Source organism: Mycobacterium xenopi (genome assembly GCF_009936235.1).
GTDB classification, from domain to species: domain Bacteria; phylum Actinomycetota; class Actinomycetes; order Mycobacteriales; family Mycobacteriaceae; genus Mycobacterium; species Mycobacterium xenopi.
Map to the genome: position 1 here is coordinate 2,981,887 of NZ_AP022314.1, position 21,661 is coordinate 3,003,547.

Below are 21,661 nucleotides of genomic sequence, written 5' to 3' on the forward strand. Positions count from 1 at the left end.
GCCGCTGTTCAGCTCGGGCGTCGGCATAGCCGGCCGCGTAGTCATCGATTCGCCGCCTGATGTCGCGTTCGGTGTCGCGGATGCTTACGAGGCGAGGCTCCGCCAGGCTGTCGCATTGTCTTTGCCGCACACCGTTTCGACGTCGCGCCGCCTCCCGTGGTTCCCGTGGCAGTGTCCCGTGCGTCACAGCGCAGGAGGCGGACCGACGACCTCGATGCCGTAGGAACTCGCCATTGCCGCAAGGGCAGCCGGATCGGACGGCACCATTTCGGGCGGCATCGTGTCGGTCGTGCTGACAGGCGCTCCGGCAGCAAGGGCGAACCGGTCGAAGCCGGCGGGGGTATGCAGCGTGAGGAACCGGGCCTGCGCACTGGTCACCACGAAGCCGTGCGGCCGCTGTCGAGGCAAGAACGCCACCGCACCGGCTCCGGCGAGGTGCATGTCACCGCCGACTTCGATGCGCACTTCGCCGTCGATCACGAAGAAGGTTTCCTCGTCGGCCAGATGACGATGCATCGGACTGTTGTAGCCGCGTTCACCCTGGTGTTCGAGAACCGCCAAGCTCCCAGCTGTCGCGTCACCGCCCGCGCGAATACGGACCAGCGCGCCGAGGAACCACACCGCCTGCTGAACCTCTGGGGCGAGAATCACTGGAGCGCGCGACGAATCGTCGTTGCGAAGGGTCATGACCCATTAGATACCGCCGGCCCTGGCTGTGCGGGTGAATTGACGACGAGGCAGCACTTTTCGATCCGATCGCCCGCCGGCGGACTCAGGCCGATGCGCTCCCGGGGGCGCGGGCGGGCGCATAATGACCGTCATGGCAGAGAAATCCGCCCGCACCGGTTCCGAGCGGCAGCGGCTGAAAACCCTCGCACAGGCCGCGTTGAATGCCGACCTCACCGTGCAACAACTCGAGGGCGTGCTGGCCGACATGAATACATCGCTTTCGGGTCTCAACGGCGCCCTCGACACCTTCGAGAACAGTCTGGAACACCTGAACACCACGCTGGGCAAGCTTGACGAGCTCGCGCCCAGGCTCGACAGCGTGGTCGATCGGATGGAGTTGATCGTCGGGCGGGTCGAGCACATCGTCGATCTGACCGAGGCAGTGATGTCGCCGTTGTCGGCGACCGAGCACGCGGTGCGCGGCGTGCTCAACGCCTTGCGGAACCGCACTGCGCGATAGTTGCCAGGTCGGTGTTGGCCAGCGTCTGGGCCGACTCAGCGGTATTTGATCAGCAGCGCCATCCCGATGATGGACACCAGCCAGATGCCGGTGACGAACAGCGTCAACCGGTCGAGGTTTTTCTCCACGACCGTGGACCCGGACAGCGCCGATTGCACGCCGCCACCGAACAGCGTCGACAGACCCCCACCCTTGGCGCGGTGCAGCAACACCAGCAACACCACCAGCACGCTGGTGATCACCAGGATGATCTGCAGGGTCAGCTCCATGGCCGACAGACTACCGGAACGCTGCTACGGCAGCGGTCCCCCGGCGGCGATGGCGCACAGCTTGGCGAACTCCTCTCCATCCAGCGACGCCCCGCCGACCAGGGCACCGTCGACGTCGTCGCAGGCGATGATGTCGCCGATGTTCTTGGCGTTGACCGAGCCGCCGTAGAGCACGCGCACGCTCTCGGCCATCGGTGGTGATGCCAGCACACCCAGCTCTTTGCGGATCGCCGCGCACACCTCTTGCGCATCGGAGGCGCTCGCCACCCGCCCGGTCCCGATCGCCCACACCGGCTCGTAGGCGATCACGACCGCGCCGATCTGCTCGGCCGAAAGCCCCGCGAGCGAGCCGCGCAGCTGCTCGACGTTGTGGCTGACATGATCACCGGCTTCGCGAACGTCGAGGTGCTCACCGATGCACACGATCGGGGTCAGCCCGTGTCTGAGGGCAGCGGCGGCCTTGGCGGCCACTAGCGCGTCGTCCTCGTAGTGGTAGGTGCGACGTTCGGAGTGCCCGACGACGACGTAGGTGCATCCCAACTTCGCCAGGAATGCCCCGCTGATGTCGCCGGTGTAGGCGCCCGAATCGTGTGGCGAGAGGTCTTGGGCGCCATAGGTTAGCCGCAGTTTGTCACCGTCGACCAGGGTTTGCACGCTGCGCAGGTCGGTGAACGGTGGCAGCACCGCGACGTCGACCTTGTCGTAGTACTTGTCGGGCAGCGAGAACGCGATCTTTTGCACCAGCGCGATCGCCTCGAAATGGTTCAGGTTCATTTTCCAGTTGCCGGCGATCAGCGGCTTGCGGCTCATCGGACTCCTTTGTGTCAGGTGTTCAACACCGCTAGACCGGGCAGTTCTTTGCCCTCGAGGTATTCCAGCGACGCACCGCCGCCGGTGGAGATGTGTGACACGGCACCCTCGGGAAGGTTGAGCCCGCGCACCGCGGCTGCCGAATCGCCGCCGCCGACCACGCTGAACGCGCCCTTGGCTGTGGCCGCGACGATGGCTTCGGCGACGCCTTTGGTGCCGGCGGCGAATGCCGGGAACTCGAAGACCCCCATCGGGCCGTTCCAGAAGATGGTCTTGGCGTTCGAGAGCAGGGTGGCGAACCGATTGACCGATTCCGGTCCGATGTCCAGACCCATTTTGTCGTCGGGAATCGCGTCGACAGCAACGACTTCCGACGGTGAATCGGCGGCGAACTTCTCGGCCGCGACGATATCCACCGGTAGCCGCAGCACGTCCGCGTAGGTTTCGCACAGCCGCCGACAGGTATCGACCATCTCCGGCTGAACGAGTGAGGTGCCTACCGAATGTCCTTGCGCGGCAAGGAATGTAAAGCACATCCCGCCGCCAATCACGATACTGTCGGCCTTGGTCGCGAGCTTTTCGATCACGCCGAGCTTGTCGGAAGCCTTCGCGCCGCCGAGCACCACGGCATATGGCCGTTTGGTGGAGCTGGTGAGATGCTCGAGGACTTTCACTTCCTCCGCGACCAGCTTTCCGGCGTAGTGCGGCAACAGTGTTGCGACGTCGTAGACCGAGGCCTGCTTACGGTGCACCACTCCGAACCCGTCGGACACGAAAGCGCCGTCTTCTCCGACCAATTCGGCCAGTTCGCGGGCCAGCGCGAGCCGCTCCTGGTCGTCCTTGCTGGTCTCGCGAGGGTCGAAGCGCACATTCTCTAGCAGCAGCACCTCACCAGCGGTCAGCCCTTCGGCGCTGGCCCGCGCGTCGAGACCAACCACATCGGTGGCCAGTGGCACGTCTTGGCCGAGTTGCTCGCTGAGCGCGGCCGCGACCGGCGCCAGCGACAGCTTCGGGTCCGGACCGCCTCTGGGCCGCCCAGGTGCGCGGCGACTATTACTTTGGCGCCGGCGGCGACCAGCGCCTTCAGTGTCGGCACCGACGCGGTGATACGACCCGGATCGGTGATGGTGCCGTCAGGGCCAGCGGAGTCGAGCGGCACGTTGAGGTCCGAGCGCACCAGAACTCCGCGACCCGAGACTCCTTCGGCGAGAAGGTCTTCGAGTGTCTTGATGCTCACGGTTACACTGACTTGCCAACCAAGGCGACAAGATCGACGAGGCGGTTGGAGTAGCCCCACTCGTTGTCGTACCAGGAAACCACTTTGGCCTGGTTGTCGATCACCTTGGTCAGGCCCGCATCGAAGATCGAGCTGTGCGGGTCGGTGACGATGTCGGTCGACACGATCGGCGCGTCGTAGTACTTGAGGATGCCTTTCAGTCGGCCCTCCGCGGCGGCCTTGAACGCGGCGTTGATCTCTTCGACGCTGGCCGATTTGGACAGGTCGGCAGTCAAGTCGGTGACCGAGCCGGTCGGGATCGGGACCCGCAGTGCATACCCGTCGAGTTTGCCGTTGAGTTCGGGCATCACCAGCCCGATGGCCTTGGCAGCGCCGGTTGACGTGGGCACGATGTTCAGCCCGGCAGCGCGGGCGCGGCGCAAGTCCTTGTGCGGTCCGTCTTGCAGATTCTGGTCCTGGGTATACGCATGGATGGTAGTCATCAGCCCTTTGACGATGCCGAACTCGTCATTGAGCACTTTAGCCAGCGGTGCAAGGCAATTCGTGGTACACGATGCGTTGGAGATGATGTTTTGGCTACCGTCGTACTTGTCGTCGTTGACGCCGAGCACGATGGTGATGTCGGGGTCGGTGGCCGGAGCGGAGATGACGACCTTCTTGGCACCGGCTTCCAGGTGGCCCTTGGCCTTGGCGGCGTTGGTGAACAAGCCGGTGGATTCGACGACGACGTCCACGCCGAGATCACGCCACGGCATGGCGGCCGGGCCTTCCCTGACCTCCAGTGCTTTGATTTTCTTGGTGCCGACGACGATGGTGTCGTCGCCTTCCAGACCCACGTCTTGGGGCAGCCGGCCCAGAATCGAATCGAACTTGAGCAGGTGCGCCAGCGTGGCGTTGTCGGTGATGTCGTTGACGGCCACCACCTCGACGTCGGCGATGCCCTGCTCCTGCTGGGCGAGTAGGGCCCGATAGAAGTTGCGTCCGATTCGACCGAAGCCATTGATGCCTACTCGGACCGTCACGTCGATCTCTCCTTAATCGCTGGTGGTCTCCCTGGGCCAGCCTAGTGGCGACCGCAAGCGCGGCGAAGCCGGGCGCAGCGGGTCGCCACCAGGACGGGTGGCGTGGCGACCGCAAGCGCGGCGAAGCCGGGCGCAGCGGGTCGCCACCAGGACGGGTGGCGACGAGCCCTTTCAGGCTTCGCGCATCCGGCGCAGCGCCGATTCGGCGGCGTGATAGCCGCAAAGCCCGTGCACGCCGGCGCCCGGTGGGGTGGATTGCGAGCACAGGTAGACACCGGGCACTCCGGTGAAGTAGGGATCGACCGCTACCCGTGGCCGGAAAAGCACCTGCAACCGGTCGTTGGCGCCGCCGATGATGTCGCCGCCGACGAAATTGGGGTTATAGGCCTGCAATTCCGCGGTGGACATGCTGACCGTCGCGACAATACGGTCGCGGAATCCCGGCGCGAACCGCTCGATCTGGTCGATGACGGCCGCGGTGGCGTCGCCGGCGTAGCCGAACGGCACGTGAGCGTAGGCCCAGATCGGGTTGATGGTGCCCTGGGACCGCGTCGGGTCGGCCAAATACTGCTGTCCGACGAGCACAAATGGCCGCTCCGGCATTTGGCCTTGGGCACGTGCGCGTTCAGTCTCCGCGATCTCGGCGAACGTTCCGCCCAGATGAACTGTGCCCGCCCGCCGGCAGTCAGGATTGGTCCACGGGATGTCGCCGTGGATCGCGAAGTCGACCTTGAACGCCGAGGAGCCTTCGCGATAACGCTGGTAGGAGCGCCTGATGCGGGCGGGCATGACATCGCCGTAGATCGACAGGACGGCTGCAGGGCTGAGATCGAGCATCACGATGTCCGCGTCGGGGATGTCGGAGCGGGTGGCGACGGTGACGTCGGTGGTGATGACGCCGCCGTGCTCGCCCAGCACGGTGGCCGCGGCCGCGGTGATGGACCCCGATCCGCCCTGTGCGACGGGCCAGCCGTAACGGTGGCCGCTGGCCAGAATCATCAATCCGAGTGACGCGGTCAGTGGCCGGTCGAGCCGGGTGTATACGTGGGCGGCCGCGCCACCGAACAGTGCGCGGGCTTTTTCGGTGCGGAACCACCGGGCCATCAACGTGGCCGGCAACACGGCGCGTGGACCGAAACCGGCCAGCCGAAGCGGGTGGCGCGGAATACCCACAATCGGTCGCAACAGGTCCTGTGCGAGCTCGTCGAAGCCGTCGGCCAGGTCACCCAGCGCGCGTCGCCACCTCTTCCCGTCGGAGCCCAGGCCCGCGACGGTCTGATCCAGCGACCGGTACAACGCCCCGGCAGTGCCGTCGTCGAGTGGGTGCGCGCAGTCGATCTCCGGCCAGAGCCAGACCAGTCCGTGGCGTTCCAGGTCGACCTGCCTCCAGAACGGTGAACCCACCGCCATCGGGTGAAACGCCGAGCAGTGGTCGTGGATTACACCTGGCACTGTGAGCTCGCTCGAGCGCGCTCCCCCGCCGATGGTGTCGCGCGCCTCCAGCACCTGTACGTCAACGCCGTTGCGGGCCAACTGGATTGCTGCGGCCAGACCGTTGGGTCCGGCCCCGACGACGACCCCGGTCGTCATCGCGGGGCGGTGTCGGTGTGCTGCGTCGTGGGGTACACAGGAAACTTGTCACCGGGTTCGGGCCACGGCTGACGGCTCAGCATGTCCTCGACCCTGACATAGCCTTCTTCGATGGGACCGCCCTTCGCATCCACGATGCGATACCACTGCTTCTGTGTCTGGATCGGCTGGCCTTCCAGGATGACCACCCGGACGTCGCCCTCCTGGAACTGACAACGCCGCTGCACCGCCTCGAGCAGTTGCTCGTTGTGCAGGTGGCCTTCACCGAAGTTCCACCCGATGAGTGGCCCCGCGACGACTTCACCCTCGCGCACTGTGTATTCGGCCTCGTTGGGGATTGCGCGCGGCAGCAGTCCATTGAGCGCACGACCGTGCGCGTGCATGGCACGAAACGCCGCCACTTTGTCGGCCATGATCTCGGCGGTCTTGGCGCCGTAGAGTTTTGCCAGCTGCTTGGCGACCAGTGGTGAACTTTTCACGATGCTCGCTTCCAACTTCTCCTCGGCGCCCGTGCGGAAGCACCAGATGCTGGTGGCCCAGTTCCCGGCGTAGTACCGCATTGCAGGGAGAAACGAAACCCGTTCGGGGAGCAGATTTCCCACAACAGGAACGACGGCGAGGGCGACGATCAAGATGGCCAGCAACAGCGGTGCCTGCAGATCGGTGGCGTCGATGGCGCTGTAATGGCCGAACAGGTAGAAGAGCGAGAAGATGAAAAACACGTTCCACTCCAACGGAACCCCCATGGGGAGGTTGGAAATGATGTTGAGGTGGAAGATCACCATGAAGCCGATCAGTATCCACCGCCACGGCTGCCCGTCGGCGACGAACACCAGAAGCCCCGGCACAATGAATTCCGCGGTGGTGCCGCCGACGTGCGCCAGAAGCGCTGGCACCCGGGAGGGGCGCAGGTCGTTGACGGGGTCGCGGTAAAGCCTGCGCTTGAACCACCCGAATGCCTTGCTGCGCAGCAATGCGTTGTTGCTCATCATGACCGCCACCACGTACGGGAAATGGTGGTTGAGCTTGGAGGTGGCAGCTCCCCACCACAGCGCCAGCATGATGATCTTGAAAGCCGCGATCTGGTCTGTGAACGGGAAGAAGAACACGAACAATTTCAGCCAGTAGTGCTCGGCGCGGGCGGCCAGGAAGATGGTCTTGTCGCGCAACCCCAGTAGGGCCAACGCCGCGATAAGCGGCACCACCAAGACCGGGTCGATCAGCCCGACGTCACCGGCACTAGTGACGGGACCACCGTGCCCTGGCGACAAAAGTGCCCAGACTCCGGAAACCAGCACGACGGCATAAAGGGCAACGTCGACAAGCGTGCGGCTGTCGCCAGCCGTAAGCGGAATCTTGCCCGGCCAGGGTGGCAGCCGAATGGTGTTGGGCCGCAACCAATACAGGAATCCGCCGATCGGCGGCCAGAACCGACCGGTGAGTGGGCCGGATCCGCAGCCCAGCCCCAGCACCTCGAAGAGCAGGGTGAAGATCACGAATTTCTGGTACACGATCGGCTGGGTCCACCACTGGGCGATGTGACCCAACCCGTCAAGGCCGGGAGTGATCGCGATGACCGTCGCGGCCACCGTGACGTACAGCGCGATCTTGATTAGGTACAGCAGGTAGACCGCGTACGGGGTGCCGAAGCCGTGTTCCACCCAGTGGCGGGTCACGATCTGCAGCCTTGTCGGCCGCGGCAGGGCGGGCCAGGCGTCGTGATCGACGTCCGGAAGCTCCGGTGAGATCAATCCCATGGCGTCCTCGTTCTCGCGGAAAGCGAGAGTCTATCGCGAAATCACTTGGCGGATATGGCGAATCCGCGCTGATTCGGCCGCGTCGGGCAGCAACCGGACCAGGCCTGTGGATGAATGCAGCTCTGTGGATAAGTCCTGCCAGGGACAGGCTGACCCGCCACTGGCGTCGGCCGGCCGCACTATACTCGAAAGCATGTTCGATACAACCGATCCGTTGCGGGCCACCGGTGTCGCCGAGCCTGCCGCGATGTCCGCGCTGGATCCGGGGGATCTGGTGGAGGCGATCGGGTCCTCACACCGGTTGGAGTCGATGCTGGTGGCGCGGCGGCTCGCGGCGGTCGCGGCCCTGCTGTGCCACCGGCTCGCTGCGGCCCAGAACGTGAACGCCGAGCGCGGCTATGCGGCGATCGACGGGTTCGACCAGGCCACTGCTGAGATCGCGGCCGCGATGAACCTTTCGCCCACGGCTGCGAGTTACATGGTGTCGTACGCCCAAGCACTCGATGTCCGGTTACCTAAGATTGCAGCTCTGCTAGCCGAAGGAAGAACCGACTGGCGCACGGTGCGGTTGATCATCAGCCGGACGGATCTGGTCACCGACGGCGATTTGATTGCCAAGCTCGACGAGTCGTTGTCCGCGCGAATCGTCAAGTGGCACGGCTGGTCGAAGCAACGAATCGTCAACGCCGTCGACGCCGCGGTGCGTGTCATGGACCCGGACGCAGCTCGTGAGCGCCGGGTTGCCGCCGAGCAAGACCGCCATATCAGCGTAACGGCGCAGGACAACGGGATGGCCGAAGTGCATGGCACCGTTGCCGCTGCCGCCGCCGCAGCTTTCGACCGGCGGTTGTCGCAACTTGCCAAGCAGGTGTGTCCGGCCGATCCACGAACGCTGGATCAGCGCCGAGCTGACGCGCTCGCCGCGCTCACGGAAGGACGTCGCCTGGCGTGCTGCTGCGGAAAATCAGGCTGCCCCAACAAAACCGCGAACACCGAAGGTCGCGATATGGGTGGTGCACAAGTCGTCGTGAATGTGGTGGCGAGCGAGCAAACGGTCTACGGCGACAGCGCCCAGCCCGGCTACCTCGAGGGCTACGGTGTCATCGATGCCGAGCAGGTGCGCGAGCTCGCGGCGGCTGCGTCGGTTCGGCTGGCTGATTTTAGGGTGACGCCAACAGAGGCGGTGCGCTATCAACCGTCGGCTGCGCTCGAGCGCGCGATCCGCTGTCGGGATTTGACGTGCCGGTTTCCGGGATGCAGCCGTCCGGCGATGGTCTGTGATATTGACCATACGATTCCGTTCAACCACAGTGACCCGAAAGCCGGTGGCTTAACTGTGCCGTCGAATTTGAAATGCCTTTGCCGCCAACATCATAGACTCAAGACCTTCGGCGGCTGGCGCGATGCTCAGTTGGCTGACGGCACTGTTGTGTGGACGTCGCCGACCGGACGAATCTATCGCACCGCTCCGGCAGGTGCTGAGTTGTTCCCGCAATGGCGCACTCCGGCATGTGCGACGCCCACACCGAGCCGCCGCAGCCGCGCGAAGCAACGTGCTGGTCGAATTGCACGTGCCCGCAGGCACAATCGATTGCAACGGCCTATCAACAAAGAGCGTCGCCACCTCGCCGAAGCCCGCAAAGACGAAATCGCAGCGCGCAAGTTCCGGAACCACATGCGGGACATGCTGTTTTTGTTCAAGGGCAAACCCAGCACCAGCCCGTTCTGCCCCTGGGTGAACGATCCACGAGAACCGGAGGAACTACCGCCGGATTGGCAGCCGCCACCGCTGCAACCCTTGCCCGACGACCCGCCGTTCTGAGTCAGGCATCCTCCAACAGGTCCGGGGTCACCGCTGATTCGGTGTCCGGAATGCCCTCCTGCTTCGCTCTGCGATCGGCCATCGACAACAGTCGCCGAATACGCCCTGCCACAGCGTCTTTGGTCATAGGTGGATCTGCTAGTCGGCCTAGCTCTTCCAGGGAGGCCTGCCGGTGCTCGATGCGCAGCTTGCCTGCCGCGGCCAGGTGGTCGGGCACGCTGTCGCCGAGGATCTCCAGTGCCCGCTCCACTCGGGCCGCCGCCGCCACCGCGGCCCGAGCCGAGCGGCGCAGGTTGGCGTCGTCGAAATTGGCCAGCCGGTTGGCGGTCGCCCGGACTTCGCGCCGCATCCGGCGCTCTTCCCATATCAGCCGGGTGTCTTGGGCCCCCATCCGGGTTAGCAAGGCGCCGATTGCGTCGCCGTCACGCACCACCACCCGGTCGGCGCCACGGACCTCGCGGGCCTTTGCGCTCACGCCTAGTCGACGCGCCGCGCCGACTAGGGCTAGGGCGGCCTCAGGGCCCGGGCAGCTGACCTCGAGCGACGAAGAGCGTCCCGGCTCGGTCAGCGACCCGTGCGCCAAAAAGGCTCCCCGCCAAGCGGCTTCGGCGTCGGCGATGCTGCCACCCACCACTTGGGCCGGCAGGCCGCGCACCGGGCGTCCACGCTGGTCGAGCAGGCCGGTTTGACGTGCCAGTGCCTCGCCCTCGTTGGTCACCCTCAGCACATACCGGGTTTGCTTGCGAATACCGCTGGCCGACAACACATGTACGACGGCGTTGTAACCGTACAGCTCGAAGATGTCCTTGCGGAGCCGCCGCGCGATGCTGCCCAAATCCACTTCGGCCTCAATGACTACCCGGCCGCCCACGATGTGCAGTCCCCCGGCGAACCGCAGCAGCGACGTGACTTCGGCGCGCCGCGCACTTACCGAATTCACGACCAAGCGGCTCAGTTCGTCTTTGACTTCGGCCGTCATCGCCACGCGTCGTCACCTCTCGGTCCGCTACGACCCGGTGCCTTTGCGCCGGTCCCTTCACTTTCAATTGGCATCGGTGCGGTGGCTGCCGGGCGTGCGTCAACCTCGGTGCCGCGCACCCGCACCCCGTCCAGCACCGCGGCCAGCTTGCCCGGATCATGTAAAGGTGTACCAGGTCTGGAGACATCGACGAATTGGACCTGTGCGTCGAGCAGCTTCGCAGTGCGGCGCAGCTGCTCGCGTTCGCGCTCACCGGGTACCCGGTCGGCGTCGATGATGACCTCATGCACGGTGAAGTCCGGCGCATGCTGCGCGAGCACGTGCAAATGACGTTCCACTGAGAAACCCGCGGTCTCTCCCGGCTCGGCCACCAGGTTGAGCACCAGCGCGCGCCTGGCCGTGGTGGCCTGCAGCGCCGCGGCCAGTCCCGGCACCAGCACATGCGGAATGACGCTGGTGAACCACGATCCCGGGCCCAGCACCACGAGGTCGGCGGCCATGATCGCGTCGACGGCCTGCCTGGTGGCCGGCGGGTTGGCGGGCAGCAACCGCACCCGGCGCACTTTTCCCGGAGTGGTCGCGATCGCTACCTGGCCGCGAATCACCCGGCTCATCCGCGGGTCGGCCTCCAACCCGGCGACGTCGGCCTCGATTTGCAACGCGATCGGGCACATCGGCAACACCCGGCCCTTGACGCCGAGGATGCGACCCAGTTCGTCGAGCGCCGCGACCGGATCGGCCAGCACCTCGTTGAGGCCGGCGAGCAGCAGGTTGCCGATCGGGTGCCCGGCCAATGCCCCGCTGCCGCCAAACCGATGCTGCAGGATGGTCGCCCACAGCCGCCCGTGCGGGCTGTCAGATGCCAACGCCGCCAATGCCATTCGAAGATCACCCGGGGGCACCACGTCGAGTTCGTTGCGCAGTCGCCCGGACGAGCCGCCGTCGTCGGCGACGGTCACCACCGCGGTGACGTGCGGGGTCAGCCGACGCGCCGCCGACAGCGTCGCATACAGACCGTGTCCGCCGCCCAGGGCGACTATGCGTTCGTTCATTCGCGGCCCAGATCCCGATGCAGCACCCGCACCGACAGTTGGGTATCGGGTTCTAGCCGACGCGCCAACGCTTCTGCGATGACCACGCTGCGGTGCTTGCCGCCGGTGCAGCCGATGGCGACGGTCATGTAGCGCTTCCCCTCTCGCCGGTAGCCCTCGACAACCAGGGACAGCAACCGATGGTAGGTGTCCAGAAACTCTGCCGCGCCGCTCTGGCCCAACACGTAGTCACGCACCGCCGGATGTTGGCCGCTGTGCGGGCGCAGGTCGTCGACCCAGTGCGGATTGGGCAGGAAGCGCACGTCCATCACCATGTCGGCGTCCATCGGCAGGCCATATTTGAAACCGAACGACTCCACGGTGACGTTGCTGTGCGCGACGGCCTCGCCACCGAATGCCCGTTCGATGCTTTCCCGCAAACCTCGCACCGATAGTGTGGACGTGTCGATGATCAAATCGGCGGTCGCGCGCACGGGCGCCAGCATCTCCCGCTCGGCGGCAATGCCTTCGGCCAGTGTCTGTTCCCCTTGCAGCGGGTGGCTGCGCCGGTTCTGCTCGTAACGGCGCACCAACATGTCGTCCGACGCTTCCATAAACAGCACCCGCGGCGTGATGTTGCGGGTGGCCAAGTCGTTGCGTACCCAGTCCAGGTCGCCGGTGAACCCGCGCGAACGCACATCCATCACCACCGCCAACTGGGTGATCCGCGACCCGGCGGCCAGCCCGAAGTCGACCATGCGGGTGATCAGCTGCGGGGGCAGGTTGTCGGCGACATACCAACCGAGGTCCTCGAGCACCTTGGCTGCGGTGCCCCGCCCCGCGCCGGAGAGACCGGTCACCAGGACGACGTCGATGCCGGATTGGGGCGCGCCGTCTGCGTTGTCGCCGGTCATGCCTTGGCCCCTCATCCCGACGCCCGTTCAGGGACCCGGTCGGTCGAAGTGTCGGATCGCAGCGCCTCGAGCACCGCGGTCGCCGTCGCGACGCCGATGCCCGGAACAGCGGTGATCTCCTCGACCGTCGCCTCCCTAAGCCGGGCCAACGACCCGAAATGGGTGACCAATGCCTTACGGCGGTGCTCCCCCAGCCCCGGCACGGCGTCCAGAGCCGACGCGGTCATCCGCTTGGAGCGTTTGCTGCGGTGATAGGTGATGGCGAACCGATGCGCCTCGTCGCGCACCCGCTGCAACAGGTAGAGGCCCTCGCTGTTGCGGGGCATGATGATCGGCTCGGGCTCAGACGGCACCCACACCTCTTCGAGCCGCTTGGCCAGACCGATCACCGCGACGTCGGTGATCCCGAGTTCGTCGAGCACCGCGGTCGCGGCGTTGACCTGCGGGGCGCCGCCGTCGACGACATACAGGTTCGGCGGATAGGCAAACTTTCGCGATCTTCCTTCGGGCGCAAGCATATTGGGGTCCTGCTGGTCGCGCAGGTGGCGCATGAACCGCCGCCGGGTCACCTCCGCGATGGAGGCGACGTCGTCGGAGCGCCCTTGGCCGGCGGCTTCCCGGATCGCGAAGTGGCGGTAGTCGGACTTGCGCGGCAACCCGTCTTCGAACACCACCAGCGAGCCGACCACATCGGTGCCCTGAACATGGCTGACGTCGACGCACTCGATCCGCAGCGGCGCTTCGGCTAAGCCGAGAGCCTCCTGAATATTTTGCAGCGCAGCAGATCTGGCGGTGAAGTCACCCGCGCGCTTCAGCTTATGTTGCTGCAGTGCCTCTTTGGCATTGCGCTGCACGGTTTCGGCTAACGCCTTTTTGTCGCCGCGCCGCGGCACCCGTAGCATGACACGGGCACCGCGGAGCTTCGAGAGCCAGTTGGCCAGCTCGTCGGCGTTAGGGGGCAGACACGGAACCAGCACCTCGCGTGGCACCGGGTTGGTGGATTCGTCCGCTGCGCCACCGAGTTCGGCCTGCTCGCCGTAGAACTGGGTGAGAAACTGCTCAACTAGCTGTGCTTCACCGGAATCGCCTGGGTCACCAGACTTTTCGACGATCCACCCGCGCTGGCCGCGAACTCGCCCGCCGCGAACGTGGAAGACCTGGACCGCGGCTTCCAGCTCGTCGTCAGCGAAGGCAACGACGTCGGCGTCGGTGCCGTCGCCGAGTACCACCGCCTGCTTCTCAAGTGCCCGCTTCAATGCCGACAGGTCGTCACGCAGTCGGGCGGCCCGTTCGAAATCGAGCTGCGCGGCGGCCGCATTCATCTGCTGTTCGAGGCCGCGGGCGAACTTCTCGGTTTTGCCGGACAGAAAGTCGCAAAAATCGTCGACGATCTGCCGGTGCTGTTCGGCGGTCACCCGTCCCACACACGGCGCCGAGCACTTGTCGATGTAGCCCAGCAGGCACGGCCGGTCGATTTGCTTGTGCCGCTTGAATACTCCGGTCGAGCAGGTGCGCGCCGGAAACACCCGGGTGAGCAGGTCCAGGGTTTCGCGGATGGCCCAGGCGTGCGAGTACGGCCCGAAATAGCGCACCCCCTTCTTGCGGGGTCCGCGGTAGACCATCAGCCGGGGGAACTCCTCGTTGAGGGTGACCGCCAGCACCGGATAGGACTTGTCGTCGCGGTAGCGGACGTTGAACCGCGGGTCGAATTCCTTGATCCAGTTGTATTCCAGTTGTAGCGCCTCGACTTCGGTGTTGACCACCGTCCACTCGACCTTGGCGGCGGTGGTCACCATTTGCCGGGTGCGCGGGTGCAGGCTGGCCACGTCGGCGAAATAGGACGTCAGCCGGCTGCGAAGGCTCTTGGCCTTGCCGACATAGATGACGCGTCCGTGCTGGTCCCGGAACCGGTACACCCCCGGCTCGACCGGGATGGACCCGGGCGCGGGGCGATAGGTGGCGGGATCAGGCACGTTTCTCAGGCTAGTCGTCGCGAGCAGACACAGAATCGCACTGGGGAGGCGCCGCGCGTGCGAGTCTACGTCTGCTCGCGCGGGGGGCGGTAGCGCTCCAGCAGCGAGCGCACGGTATCCATAGCGGCCACGGCCCGCTCCTTGTCGATGGCCTGGATGGCCATCACCGGGATGTACTCGTCGCCGGGCAGGTCGATGCGCGCCCAGCGGGCGCCGGAGGGAAACGACACGCCGACCACCTGCGACCACGGGATCAACCGGTCGCCCAGCAAATTGCGCACCGACAACCCCGCGGCGCCGACGCGCAGCCGCGGCCGCGCGAACAGCAGCACCCCGGCGGCGATGACGAGGCCGAGCACGGCGATCGCCACCTGGTCGGCGGTGCGGAACACCACACCGGTGGACTTGACTTTGAGCAGCAGGCCCACTCCGATGTGCGCGGCGGCGATCAGCGCCGCCGCGGCGTAGGCGAAGTACGGCGTCAGGTGCGGGCGCACTTCCACGTCCCACTCCGGTGTGGGGCTCACGACCGTGTGCGTAGCTCGCGCAGCGTCAGCGCGGTGTTCAACGCGGCGGCGGTCGCCTGCGCACCCTTGTCCTCGGTCGATGTGGGCAAGCCCGCCCGGTCACGCGCCTGTTCCTCGGTGTTGGTGGTCAGCACGCCATTGGCCACCGGCGTCGACGCGTCCAGAGAGACTCGGGTCAGACCCTGGGTCACCGCATCGCAGACATAGTCGAAATGCGGTGTCTCCCCGCGGATTACCACGCCGAGGGCGACGACCGCGTCGTGGCTGCGGGCCAGCTCCTGTGCTACGACCGGGATCTCGATCGCCCCGAGCACCCGAACCACCGTCGGATCGTCGATCCCCCATTCGGCCGCCGTTTTCCGGGCGCCAGTCAACAGCGCATCACAGATTTCGGTGTGCCAGGTGCTGGCGACGATTGCCAGTTTCAAACCGGACGCGTCGAGCGCCGGCAGCTCGGGCATACCGGCGGCTGGGCTCATGCTGTGCGGCTCACAAAGCGCCCCCGAATTCGCCTGGCAAATGGACTGATTCGTGGTAGTCGTCCAGCCCGATCAAGTCGTGGCCCATCCGGTCGCGTTTGGTCATCAGATACCGGATGTTCTCGGCATTGGCCCGCACCGGCAGCGGCACCCGCTCAATGATGTGCAGCCCGTAGCCGTCTAGGCCGACCCGCTTGGCGGGGTTGTTGGTCAGCAACCGCATCGAGCGGACCCCCAGGTCGACCAGGATCTGCGCGCCGATGCCGTAATCACGTGCGTCGGCGGGAAACCCGAGTTTGAGGTTGGCGTCGACAGTGTCCTCGCCCGCGTCCTGCAGCTGGTAGGCCTGCAGTTTGTGCAGCAGGCCGATCCCGCGGCCCTCGTGGCCACGCATATAGAGCACGACGCCGCGTCCTTCCCGCGCGACCATCGCCATCGCGGCGTCCAGCTGGGGCCCGCAGTCGCAGCGGCGCGACCCGAACACGTCGCCGGTCAGGCACTCCGAGTGCACCCGGACCAGCACGTCGTCGCCGTCGTAGTTAGGCCCCGCGATCTCGCCGCGCACCAAGGCCACGTGCTCGACGTCGTCGTAGATGCTGGTGTAGCCGATCGCGCGGAACTCGCCGTGGCGGGTAGGGATCCGGGCTTCGGCCACCCGCTCGATCTGCTTCTCGTGTTTGCGCCGATACTCGATCAAGTCGGCGATGGCGATCAGCGCTAGGTCATGCTCGTCGGCGAACACACGTAGCTCGTCGGTCTGAGCCATCGCGCCCTCGTCCTTTTGGCTGACGATCTCGCAGAGCACGCCCGCGGGTTGCAGTCCGGCCATGCGGGCCAGGTCGACGGCGGCTTCGGTGTGGCCGGGTCGCCGCAACACGCCACCGTCCTTGGCGCGCAACGGGACTACGTGACCGGGCCGGGTGAAATCGTCGGCGACGCTGGTCGGGTCGGCCAGCAACCGCATCGTGGTGGCTCGATCGGAGGCCGAAATCCCGGTTCCTACACCATTTTTCGCATCAACAGTGACGGTGTAGGCGGTGCCGCGTTTGTCCTGGTTCACGGCGTACATCGGCAGCAGGCCCAGCCGGTCGCAGATCGCGCTGTCCAGCGGCACGCACAAGTATCCGGAGGTGTAGCGGACCATGAACGCCACCAGGCTCGGTGTTGCTTTTTCGGCGGCGAAGATGAGGTCGCCTTCGTTCTCCCGGTCCTCGTCGTCGATGACGATGACGGCCTTACCCGCCGCAATGTCGGCAACCGCCCGTTCGACGGAGTCCAACCTCGTCATTTCTGCCACCTTGTCCGTTCCCGACCGTTCTCGGCCGAGAACGCTCACCAGACGAGCCCCGGTGAAGAGCTCAAGTGCTGCATCCAGTATGAACCACCGCGCGGGCACCGTTGTTGGCGCTGCTTACTGGGCGCGACGTTGGATCAACCGCTCGACGTATTTGGCGATGACGTCGACCTCGAGATTGACCACCGTTCCCACCGGGGCGCGCCCCAGCGTGGTCAGCTCCCGGGTGGTCGGAATCAGCGAGACCTCGAACCAGCCGTCACCGAGCGCGGAGACGGTCAGCGAGATGCCGTCCACCGTGATGGAGCCCTTCTCGACGACGTAGCGGTCCAGGGCGGGCGGCAGCTCGATGCGCACCACTTCCCAGCCTTCGGCAGGAGTCCGGGCCAGGATTCGACCGGTCCCGTCGACGTGGCCCTGCACGATGTGCCCACCGAGGCGGCCATTCACCGCGGCGGCGCGCTCCAGGTTCACCGCGCTGCCGACCTCAAGCCCGCGCAGGCTCGACCGAGTCAGCGTCTCGCCCATCACGTCGGCGGTGAACTGCCCGCCGGGAAGCACCTCGACGACGGTCAGGCACACGCCGTTGACGGCGATCGAGTCGCCGTGCCCGGCGTCGGCGGTGACCACCGGGCCGCGGATGGTCAAGCGAGCGCAGTCGCCCAGCGGCTCCATGCCGACCACTTCGCCGAGTTCCTCGACGATTCCGGTGAACACCTGACCAGGCTAGTAATTCGGCGCGGGCCGCGGGAAGGCGCGCCACCTCTGGCTTCCCGGCGAAGCCACGGCCACCCTCTACGATGCACCTATGCAGACGCGTCGCCACCTATTTGCCGTCCTCGCCGCCATGACCACCGCCGCCGTCCTGATCAGCGGTTGCTCCTCGTCCTCCAAGTCGTCCAGCAAGCCGCTCCCGGATGCGGCGACGCTGGTCAAGCAGTCCAGCCAGGCCACCAAGAACGTCAAAAGTGTGCATTTGGTGTTGTCGACCACGGGGAAGGTCCCGGGGCTGCCGATCAAAACTCTCACCGGCGACCTCACCACTAACCCCACCGCCGCGAAGGGCAACGCCAAGATCACCATCGGCGGCTCGGACATCGACGCCGACTTCGTGGTCTACGACTCAAATCTGTACGCGACGCTCACACCTAACAAGTGGGACAACTTCGGCCCGGCCGCCGATATCTATGACCCGTCGACGATCCTCAACCCTGACACCGGTCTGGCCAACGTCTTGGCCCACCTCAGCGACCCCAAGGCCCAGGCGCGAGAGAGCATCAACGGCCAAGACACTGTCCGCATCACCGGCCAGGTGCCGGCCGACACGGTGAATCAGCTTGCGGCGCCGTTGAAAGCGACACAGCCGCAACCGGCTACGGTCTGGATCCAGGAGAACGGCGACCATGAGCTGGTCCAGGCCAAGCTGGATCAGAGCCCGGGCAATTCCATCCAGATGACGCTGTCGAACTGGAACCAGCCGGTGCAAGTCACCAAACCACCGGTGAGCTGACAAGATGCAGGCCGGACGCAGAATCGCGATCAGCGCGGGCAGTCTCGCCGTGCTGCTCGGTGCCCTCGACACCTATGTCGTGGTCACGATCATGCGCGACATCATCACGACGATCGGGATCCCGATCAACAAACTCGAGCGGATCACCCCGATCGTCACCTGGTACCTGCTGGGCTACATCGCGGCGATGCCGCTGCTGGGCCGGGCCTCGGACCGGTTCGGCCGCAAGCTGCTGCTACAGGCCAGCCTGGCCGCGTTCGCGGTCGGCTCGGTGGTCACTGCGCTGTCAACCGAGCTGCACGTGCTGGTCGTCGGCCGCACCATCCAGGGCTTGGCCGCCGGCGCGCTGCTGCCGGTCACCCTCGCCCTGGGCGCCGATCTGTGGTCGACACGCAACCGTGCTGGCGTGCTCGGCGGCATCGGCGCCGCCCAGGAGCTCGGCAGCGTGCTGGGGCCGCTGTACGGGATCTTCATCGTCTGGCTGACGAGCCGCTGGCAGGACGTGTTCTGGATCAACGTGCCGCTGGCGGTAGTCGCGATGGTGATGATCCAGTTCAGCCTGCCGTCGCGGGAGCGCAGCGCCGAGCCGGAGAAAATCGACCTGGTCGGTGGGCTGCTGCTGGCGGTGGCGTTGGGCCTGGCGGTGATCGGCCTGTACAACCCGGATCGGAGCGCTCAGCAGGCGCTGCCGAGCTACGGGTTGCCGCTGGTGGTCGGCGCGATTGTCGCCGCGGTCGCGTTCGGGCTGTGGGAGCGCTTCGCGCGCACCCGGCTGATCGAGCCCGCCGGTGTGCATTTCCGGCCGTTCTTGGCCGCGCTGGGCGCATCGGTTGCCGCGGGTGCGGCGCTGATGGTGACGCTGGTCGACGTGGAGCTATTCGCTCAGGGCGTGCTCGGCAAGGACCAGGACGAGGCCGCGTTGATGTTGCTGTGGTTCCTCGCCGCGCTGCCGCTCGGGGCGCTGATCGGCGGGTGGATCGCCACCCGGATCGGTGACCGGGCGATGACTTTCCTCGGGCTGCTGATCGCGGCCGGGGGGTATTGGCTGATCTCGGGGTGGCGGCCCGATCTGCCGACCCACCGGCACGACGTCCTCGGCCTGGTGAGCCTGCCCGCGATGGACACCGATTTGGCGATCGCCGGGCTTGGCCTGGGCCTGGTGATCGGGCCGCTCTCGTCGGCGAGCCTGCGGGTCGTCCCTTCCGTGCAGCACGGCATCGCCGCGGCGCTGGTGGTGGTGGCCCGAATGACCGGCATGCTGGTCGGGTTGGCCGCGCTGAGCGCATGGGGGTTCCAGCGGTTCAACCAGATCGTGGCGGCCAAGACCGCGGCCGTGCCGGAAAACGCCAGCCTGGCAGAACGGCTGGCTCTCAAAGCGGTGCTGTACCGCGATGCGTTCGCGGAGATGTACGGAGGGATCTTCTCGGTCACCACGGTGGTCTGCGTAGTGGGAGCGCTGCTGGGTCTGCTGCTATCCAGCCGGCGTGTTCACGCCGAGGAGCCGGAACTGCCCGAGCACGAGCCGGTGGGTCCCAAGGCGTAACGGCGCGCTAGCGCGGCACCAGGCTTAGCAGCAGGTCCGGGCCGACCCGCTGCACCCCGTCAAACCGCCAGCGCAGGGCCCGGGCGATGCTCGGCACCCCGACGTCGTCGACCGCGGTGATCGGCCCCCCCAAGAGGATCGGCGCGACATAGGCCAGGATGCGGTCGATGGCCCCGGCGCGCAGGAAGGCGCCCGCGAGCGTCGGCCCACCCTCGAGCAACACGTCGGTACGATCCGACAGGGCCTTGAGCACCTCGTGTGGATCATGGGTGCGGATCACCATGGTGCGCGAATCGTCGTTGAGAACTTGTGCCTCCGAAGGGATTTCGCGCTTGCCGACCACTACCCGCAACGGCTGGCGCTCGGCGAGAGTGCCGTCGGCCAGCCGGGCGGTCAGCGCCGGATCGTCGGTGAGCACCGTGCCGGTGCCGACGACAATGGCGTCGGCGGCGGCGCGGCGGCGATGCAGGTCCGCGCGGGCGGCCTCGCTGGTGATCCACTGGCTCGAGCCGTCGGCGGCAGCGCTGCGCCCGTCGATGCTGGTGGCGTACTTCCATGTCACGTGCGGCAATCCGGTGCGCTGCTTGTGCAGCCACTCACGCAGCGGCCCCGCCGCCACCAAATCCGCCTGCACACCCGGAACCACATGCACGCCGGCGGCGGCCAGCCGGGCTGCGCCGCCGGCGGCGACGGGGTTCGGGTCGGCAACCGCGTACACCACCGTGGCGATACCGGCGTCGAGCAGGGCATCCACGCACGGCGGGGTCTTGCCGTAGTGGTTGCACGGCTCCAGCGTCACGACCGCGGCCCCGCCCGCAGCCAGACCCCCAGCGCGGCGCAGCGCCACGATCTCGGCGTGCGCGCTGCCGGCCGGTTCGGTGCCGCCAGCGCCGGCGACTCGGCCCTCCCGGTCCAGGATGACCGCGCCGACCGGCGGATTGGGATAGGTGTTGCCCTTGACCAGCTCCGCGTGCTCGACGGCCAGCCGCATAGCGGCGTCGTAGCTGATGGCCACGGGCGTGCTCATCGGCGCAGATGCGGTGACGTGGCCCGGGCCTGGCGGCGCAGCGCTTCCACGGCGGCGGCCGGGTCGTCGGCGCCGTAGACAGCAGATCCGGCGACGAAGCAGTCGACGCCGGCCTCGGCGGCCTGCTCGATGGTGTCGGCATTGATCCCGCCGTCGATCTCGACCAGGACGGTCAGCTCGCCGGAATCGACCATCTTGCGGACCTTGCGGACTTTGCCCAACACCTCGGGCATGAAATCCTGGCCCCCGAACCCAGGTTCCACCGACATGACCAGAAACGTGTCGAAGTCTTTGAGGATGTCCAGGTAGGGCTCCAACGGGGTACCCGGCTTGATGCTCAGGCCGGCTTTGGCTCCCGCGGCGCGGATGTCGCGGGCCACCTTGACCGGGTCGTGGGTGGCCTCGGCGTGGAACGTGACGTTGTAGGCGCCCGCCTCGGCGTAGGGCGGGGCCCACCGATCGGGGTTTTCGATCATCAGGTGGCAGTCCATCGGGATGTCGGTGACCTTCAGCAGGCTTTCGACCACCGGCAGGCCGATCGTCAGGTTGGGCACGAAATGGTTGTCCATCACGTCCACGTGCAGCCAATCGGCACCGGTCACGGCGGCCACCTGGTCAGCCAGGTGGGCGTAGTCGGCATTGAGGATCGACGGCGCTATCAGGGGCCGATCGGTCTTGCCCGGCATGC

20 protein-coding genes and 1 pseudogene are annotated in these 21,661 nt (G+C 66.4%); 4 read left to right on the top strand and 17 right to left on the bottom strand.

The annotated features are described in order from the left end of the window. Positions 1 to 183: 183 nt before the first annotated feature. A complete protein-coding gene (locus tag MYXE_RS13855) occupies positions 184 to 687 on the bottom strand; it encodes a cupin domain-containing protein (protein ID WP_085198472.1) in 504 nt (167 codons plus the stop codon). A gap of 124 nt (positions 688 to 811) precedes the next feature. Here MYXE_RS13855 and MYXE_RS13860 point away from each other — a divergent pair, with 124 nt between their 5' ends. Continuing rightward, on the top strand, positions 812 to 1,189 hold the full coding sequence (locus tag MYXE_RS13860) for a hypothetical protein (RefSeq protein WP_003920217.1): 378 nt from the start codon (positions 812 to 814) through the stop codon (positions 1,187 to 1,189). Positions 1,190 to 1,224: 35 nt separating this feature from the next. On the opposite strand, the gene secG is transcribed toward MYXE_RS13860, so the two are convergent. The 6 genes and pseudogenes from secG to MYXE_RS13890 all read right to left on the bottom strand — a co-directional run bounded on the left by secG (position 1,225) and on the right by MYXE_RS13890 (position 7,874). Next, positions 1,225 to 1,458 (bottom strand): preprotein translocase subunit SecG, encoded by a 234-nt coding sequence (gene secG / locus MYXE_RS13865; RefSeq protein WP_003920216.1) that lies wholly within the window; start codon positions 1,456 to 1,458, stop codon positions 1,225 to 1,227. Between the two features lie 24 nt (positions 1,459 to 1,482). Continuing rightward, positions 1,483 to 2,268 (bottom strand): triose-phosphate isomerase, encoded by a 786-nt coding sequence (gene tpiA, locus MYXE_RS13870; protein WP_085198474.1) that lies wholly within the window; start codon positions 2,266 to 2,268, stop codon positions 1,483 to 1,485. A gap of 14 nt (positions 2,269 to 2,282) precedes the next feature. Further along, positions 2,283 to 3,565: pseudogene (locus MYXE_RS13875) on the bottom strand (phosphoglycerate kinase). Next, positions 3,508 to 4,527 carry a type I glyceraldehyde-3-phosphate dehydrogenase gene (gene gap, locus MYXE_RS13880; RefSeq protein ID WP_085198478.1) on the bottom strand — a complete coding sequence of 340 codons (1,020 nt, stop codon included), beginning with the start codon at positions 4,525 to 4,527 and terminating at the stop codon, positions 3,508 to 3,510. Before gap ends, MYXE_RS13875 begins: the two are co-directional and overlap by 58 nt. Positions 4,528 to 4,698: 171 nt before the next feature. Next, positions 4,699 to 6,117: a phytoene desaturase family protein gene (locus tag MYXE_RS13885; protein ID WP_085198481.1), complete on the bottom strand. Its 1,419-nt coding sequence runs from the start codon at positions 6,115 to 6,117 to the stop codon at positions 4,699 to 4,701. Next, the gene (locus MYXE_RS13890) at positions 6,114 to 7,874 is read right to left on the bottom strand and encodes a DUF3556 domain-containing protein (RefSeq protein WP_085198483.1); all 1,761 of its coding nucleotides are present in this window, start codon (positions 7,872 to 7,874) and stop codon (positions 6,114 to 6,116) included. The genes MYXE_RS13885 and MYXE_RS13890 overlap by 4 nt, the downstream gene beginning before the upstream one ends. Before the next feature lie 247 nt (positions 7,875 to 8,121). Between MYXE_RS13890 and MYXE_RS13895 the strand changes: the two genes are divergently transcribed. Continuing rightward, positions 8,122 to 9,696 carry an HNH endonuclease signature motif containing protein gene (locus MYXE_RS13895; RefSeq protein WP_085198646.1) on the top strand — a complete coding sequence of 525 codons (1,575 nt, stop codon included), beginning with the start codon at positions 8,122 to 8,124 and terminating at the stop codon, positions 9,694 to 9,696. Position 9,697: 1 nt separating this feature from the next. Here MYXE_RS13895 and whiA read toward each other — a convergent pair whose 3' ends face one another. From whiA to MYXE_RS13935, 8 genes are all read right to left on the bottom strand, one after another. Beyond that, entirely contained in the window at positions 9,698 to 10,675 is a 978-nt protein-coding gene (whiA, locus tag MYXE_RS13900; RefSeq protein WP_112650174.1) for a DNA-binding protein WhiA, read from the bottom strand. Beyond that, on the bottom strand, positions 10,672 to 11,727 hold the full coding sequence (yvcK, locus tag MYXE_RS13905) for a uridine diphosphate-N-acetylglucosamine-binding protein YvcK (protein WP_085198487.1): 1,056 nt from the start codon (positions 11,725 to 11,727) through the stop codon (positions 10,672 to 10,674). Before yvcK ends, whiA begins: the two co-directional genes overlap by 4 nt. Continuing rightward, entirely contained in the window at positions 11,724 to 12,620 is an 897-nt protein-coding gene (gene rapZ, locus MYXE_RS13910; RefSeq protein WP_112650145.1) for an RNase adapter RapZ, read from the bottom strand. Before rapZ ends, yvcK begins: the two co-directional genes overlap by 4 nt. 11 nt (positions 12,621 to 12,631) lie before the next feature. Then, a complete protein-coding gene (uvrC, locus tag MYXE_RS13915) occupies positions 12,632 to 14,593 on the bottom strand; it encodes an excinuclease ABC subunit UvrC (RefSeq protein ID WP_085198491.1) in 1,962 nt (653 codons plus the stop codon). Between the two features lie 65 nt (positions 14,594 to 14,658). Continuing rightward, the gene (locus MYXE_RS13920; RefSeq protein WP_003920205.1) at positions 14,659 to 15,120 is read right to left on the bottom strand and encodes a PH domain-containing protein; all 462 of its coding nucleotides are present in this window, start codon (positions 15,118 to 15,120) and stop codon (positions 14,659 to 14,661) included. Continuing rightward, entirely contained in the window at positions 15,117 to 15,599 is a 483-nt protein-coding gene (ribH, locus tag MYXE_RS13925; RefSeq protein WP_085198494.1) for a 6,7-dimethyl-8-ribityllumazine synthase, read from the bottom strand. Before ribH ends, MYXE_RS13920 begins: the two co-directional genes overlap by 4 nt. A gap of 10 nt (positions 15,600 to 15,609) precedes the next feature. Beyond that, a complete protein-coding gene (locus MYXE_RS13930) occupies positions 15,610 to 16,887 on the bottom strand; it encodes a bifunctional 3,4-dihydroxy-2-butanone-4-phosphate synthase/GTP cyclohydrolase II (RefSeq protein WP_003920203.1) in 1,278 nt (425 codons plus the stop codon). A 123-nt stretch (positions 16,888 to 17,010) separates the two neighbouring features. After that, positions 17,011 to 17,610 (bottom strand): riboflavin synthase, encoded by a 600-nt coding sequence (locus MYXE_RS13935; protein WP_003920202.1) that lies wholly within the window; start codon positions 17,608 to 17,610, stop codon positions 17,011 to 17,013. Positions 17,611 to 17,701: 91 nt separating this feature from the next. On the opposite strand from MYXE_RS13935, the gene MYXE_RS13940 reads away from it, so the two are divergent. Continuing rightward, on the top strand, positions 17,702 to 18,403 hold the full coding sequence (locus tag MYXE_RS13940; protein ID WP_085198496.1) for an LppX_LprAFG lipoprotein: 702 nt from the start codon (positions 17,702 to 17,704) through the stop codon (positions 18,401 to 18,403). A 4-nt stretch (positions 18,404 to 18,407) separates the two neighbouring features. Continuing rightward, positions 18,408 to 19,946, top strand: coding sequence for an MFS transporter (locus MYXE_RS13945; RefSeq protein WP_085198498.1), 1,539 nt, complete (start codon positions 18,408 to 18,410; stop codon positions 19,944 to 19,946). A gap of 7 nt (positions 19,947 to 19,953) precedes the next feature. Here MYXE_RS13945 and ribD read toward each other — a convergent pair whose 3' ends face one another. Together ribD and rpe are read right to left on the bottom strand one after the other, a co-directional pair. Further along, the gene (ribD, locus tag MYXE_RS13950) at positions 19,954 to 20,973 is read right to left on the bottom strand and encodes a bifunctional diaminohydroxyphosphoribosylaminopyrimidine deaminase/5-amino-6-(5-phosphoribosylamino)uracil reductase RibD (RefSeq protein WP_085198500.1); all 1,020 of its coding nucleotides are present in this window, start codon (positions 20,971 to 20,973) and stop codon (positions 19,954 to 19,956) included. Continuing rightward, complete coding sequence (rpe, locus tag MYXE_RS13955) at positions 20,970 to 21,659, bottom strand: ribulose-phosphate 3-epimerase (RefSeq protein WP_085198502.1); 690 nt, start codon at positions 21,657 to 21,659, stop codon at positions 20,970 to 20,972. The genes ribD and rpe overlap by 4 nt, the downstream gene beginning before the upstream one ends. Between the last annotated feature and the right edge of the window lie 2 nt (positions 21,660 to 21,661).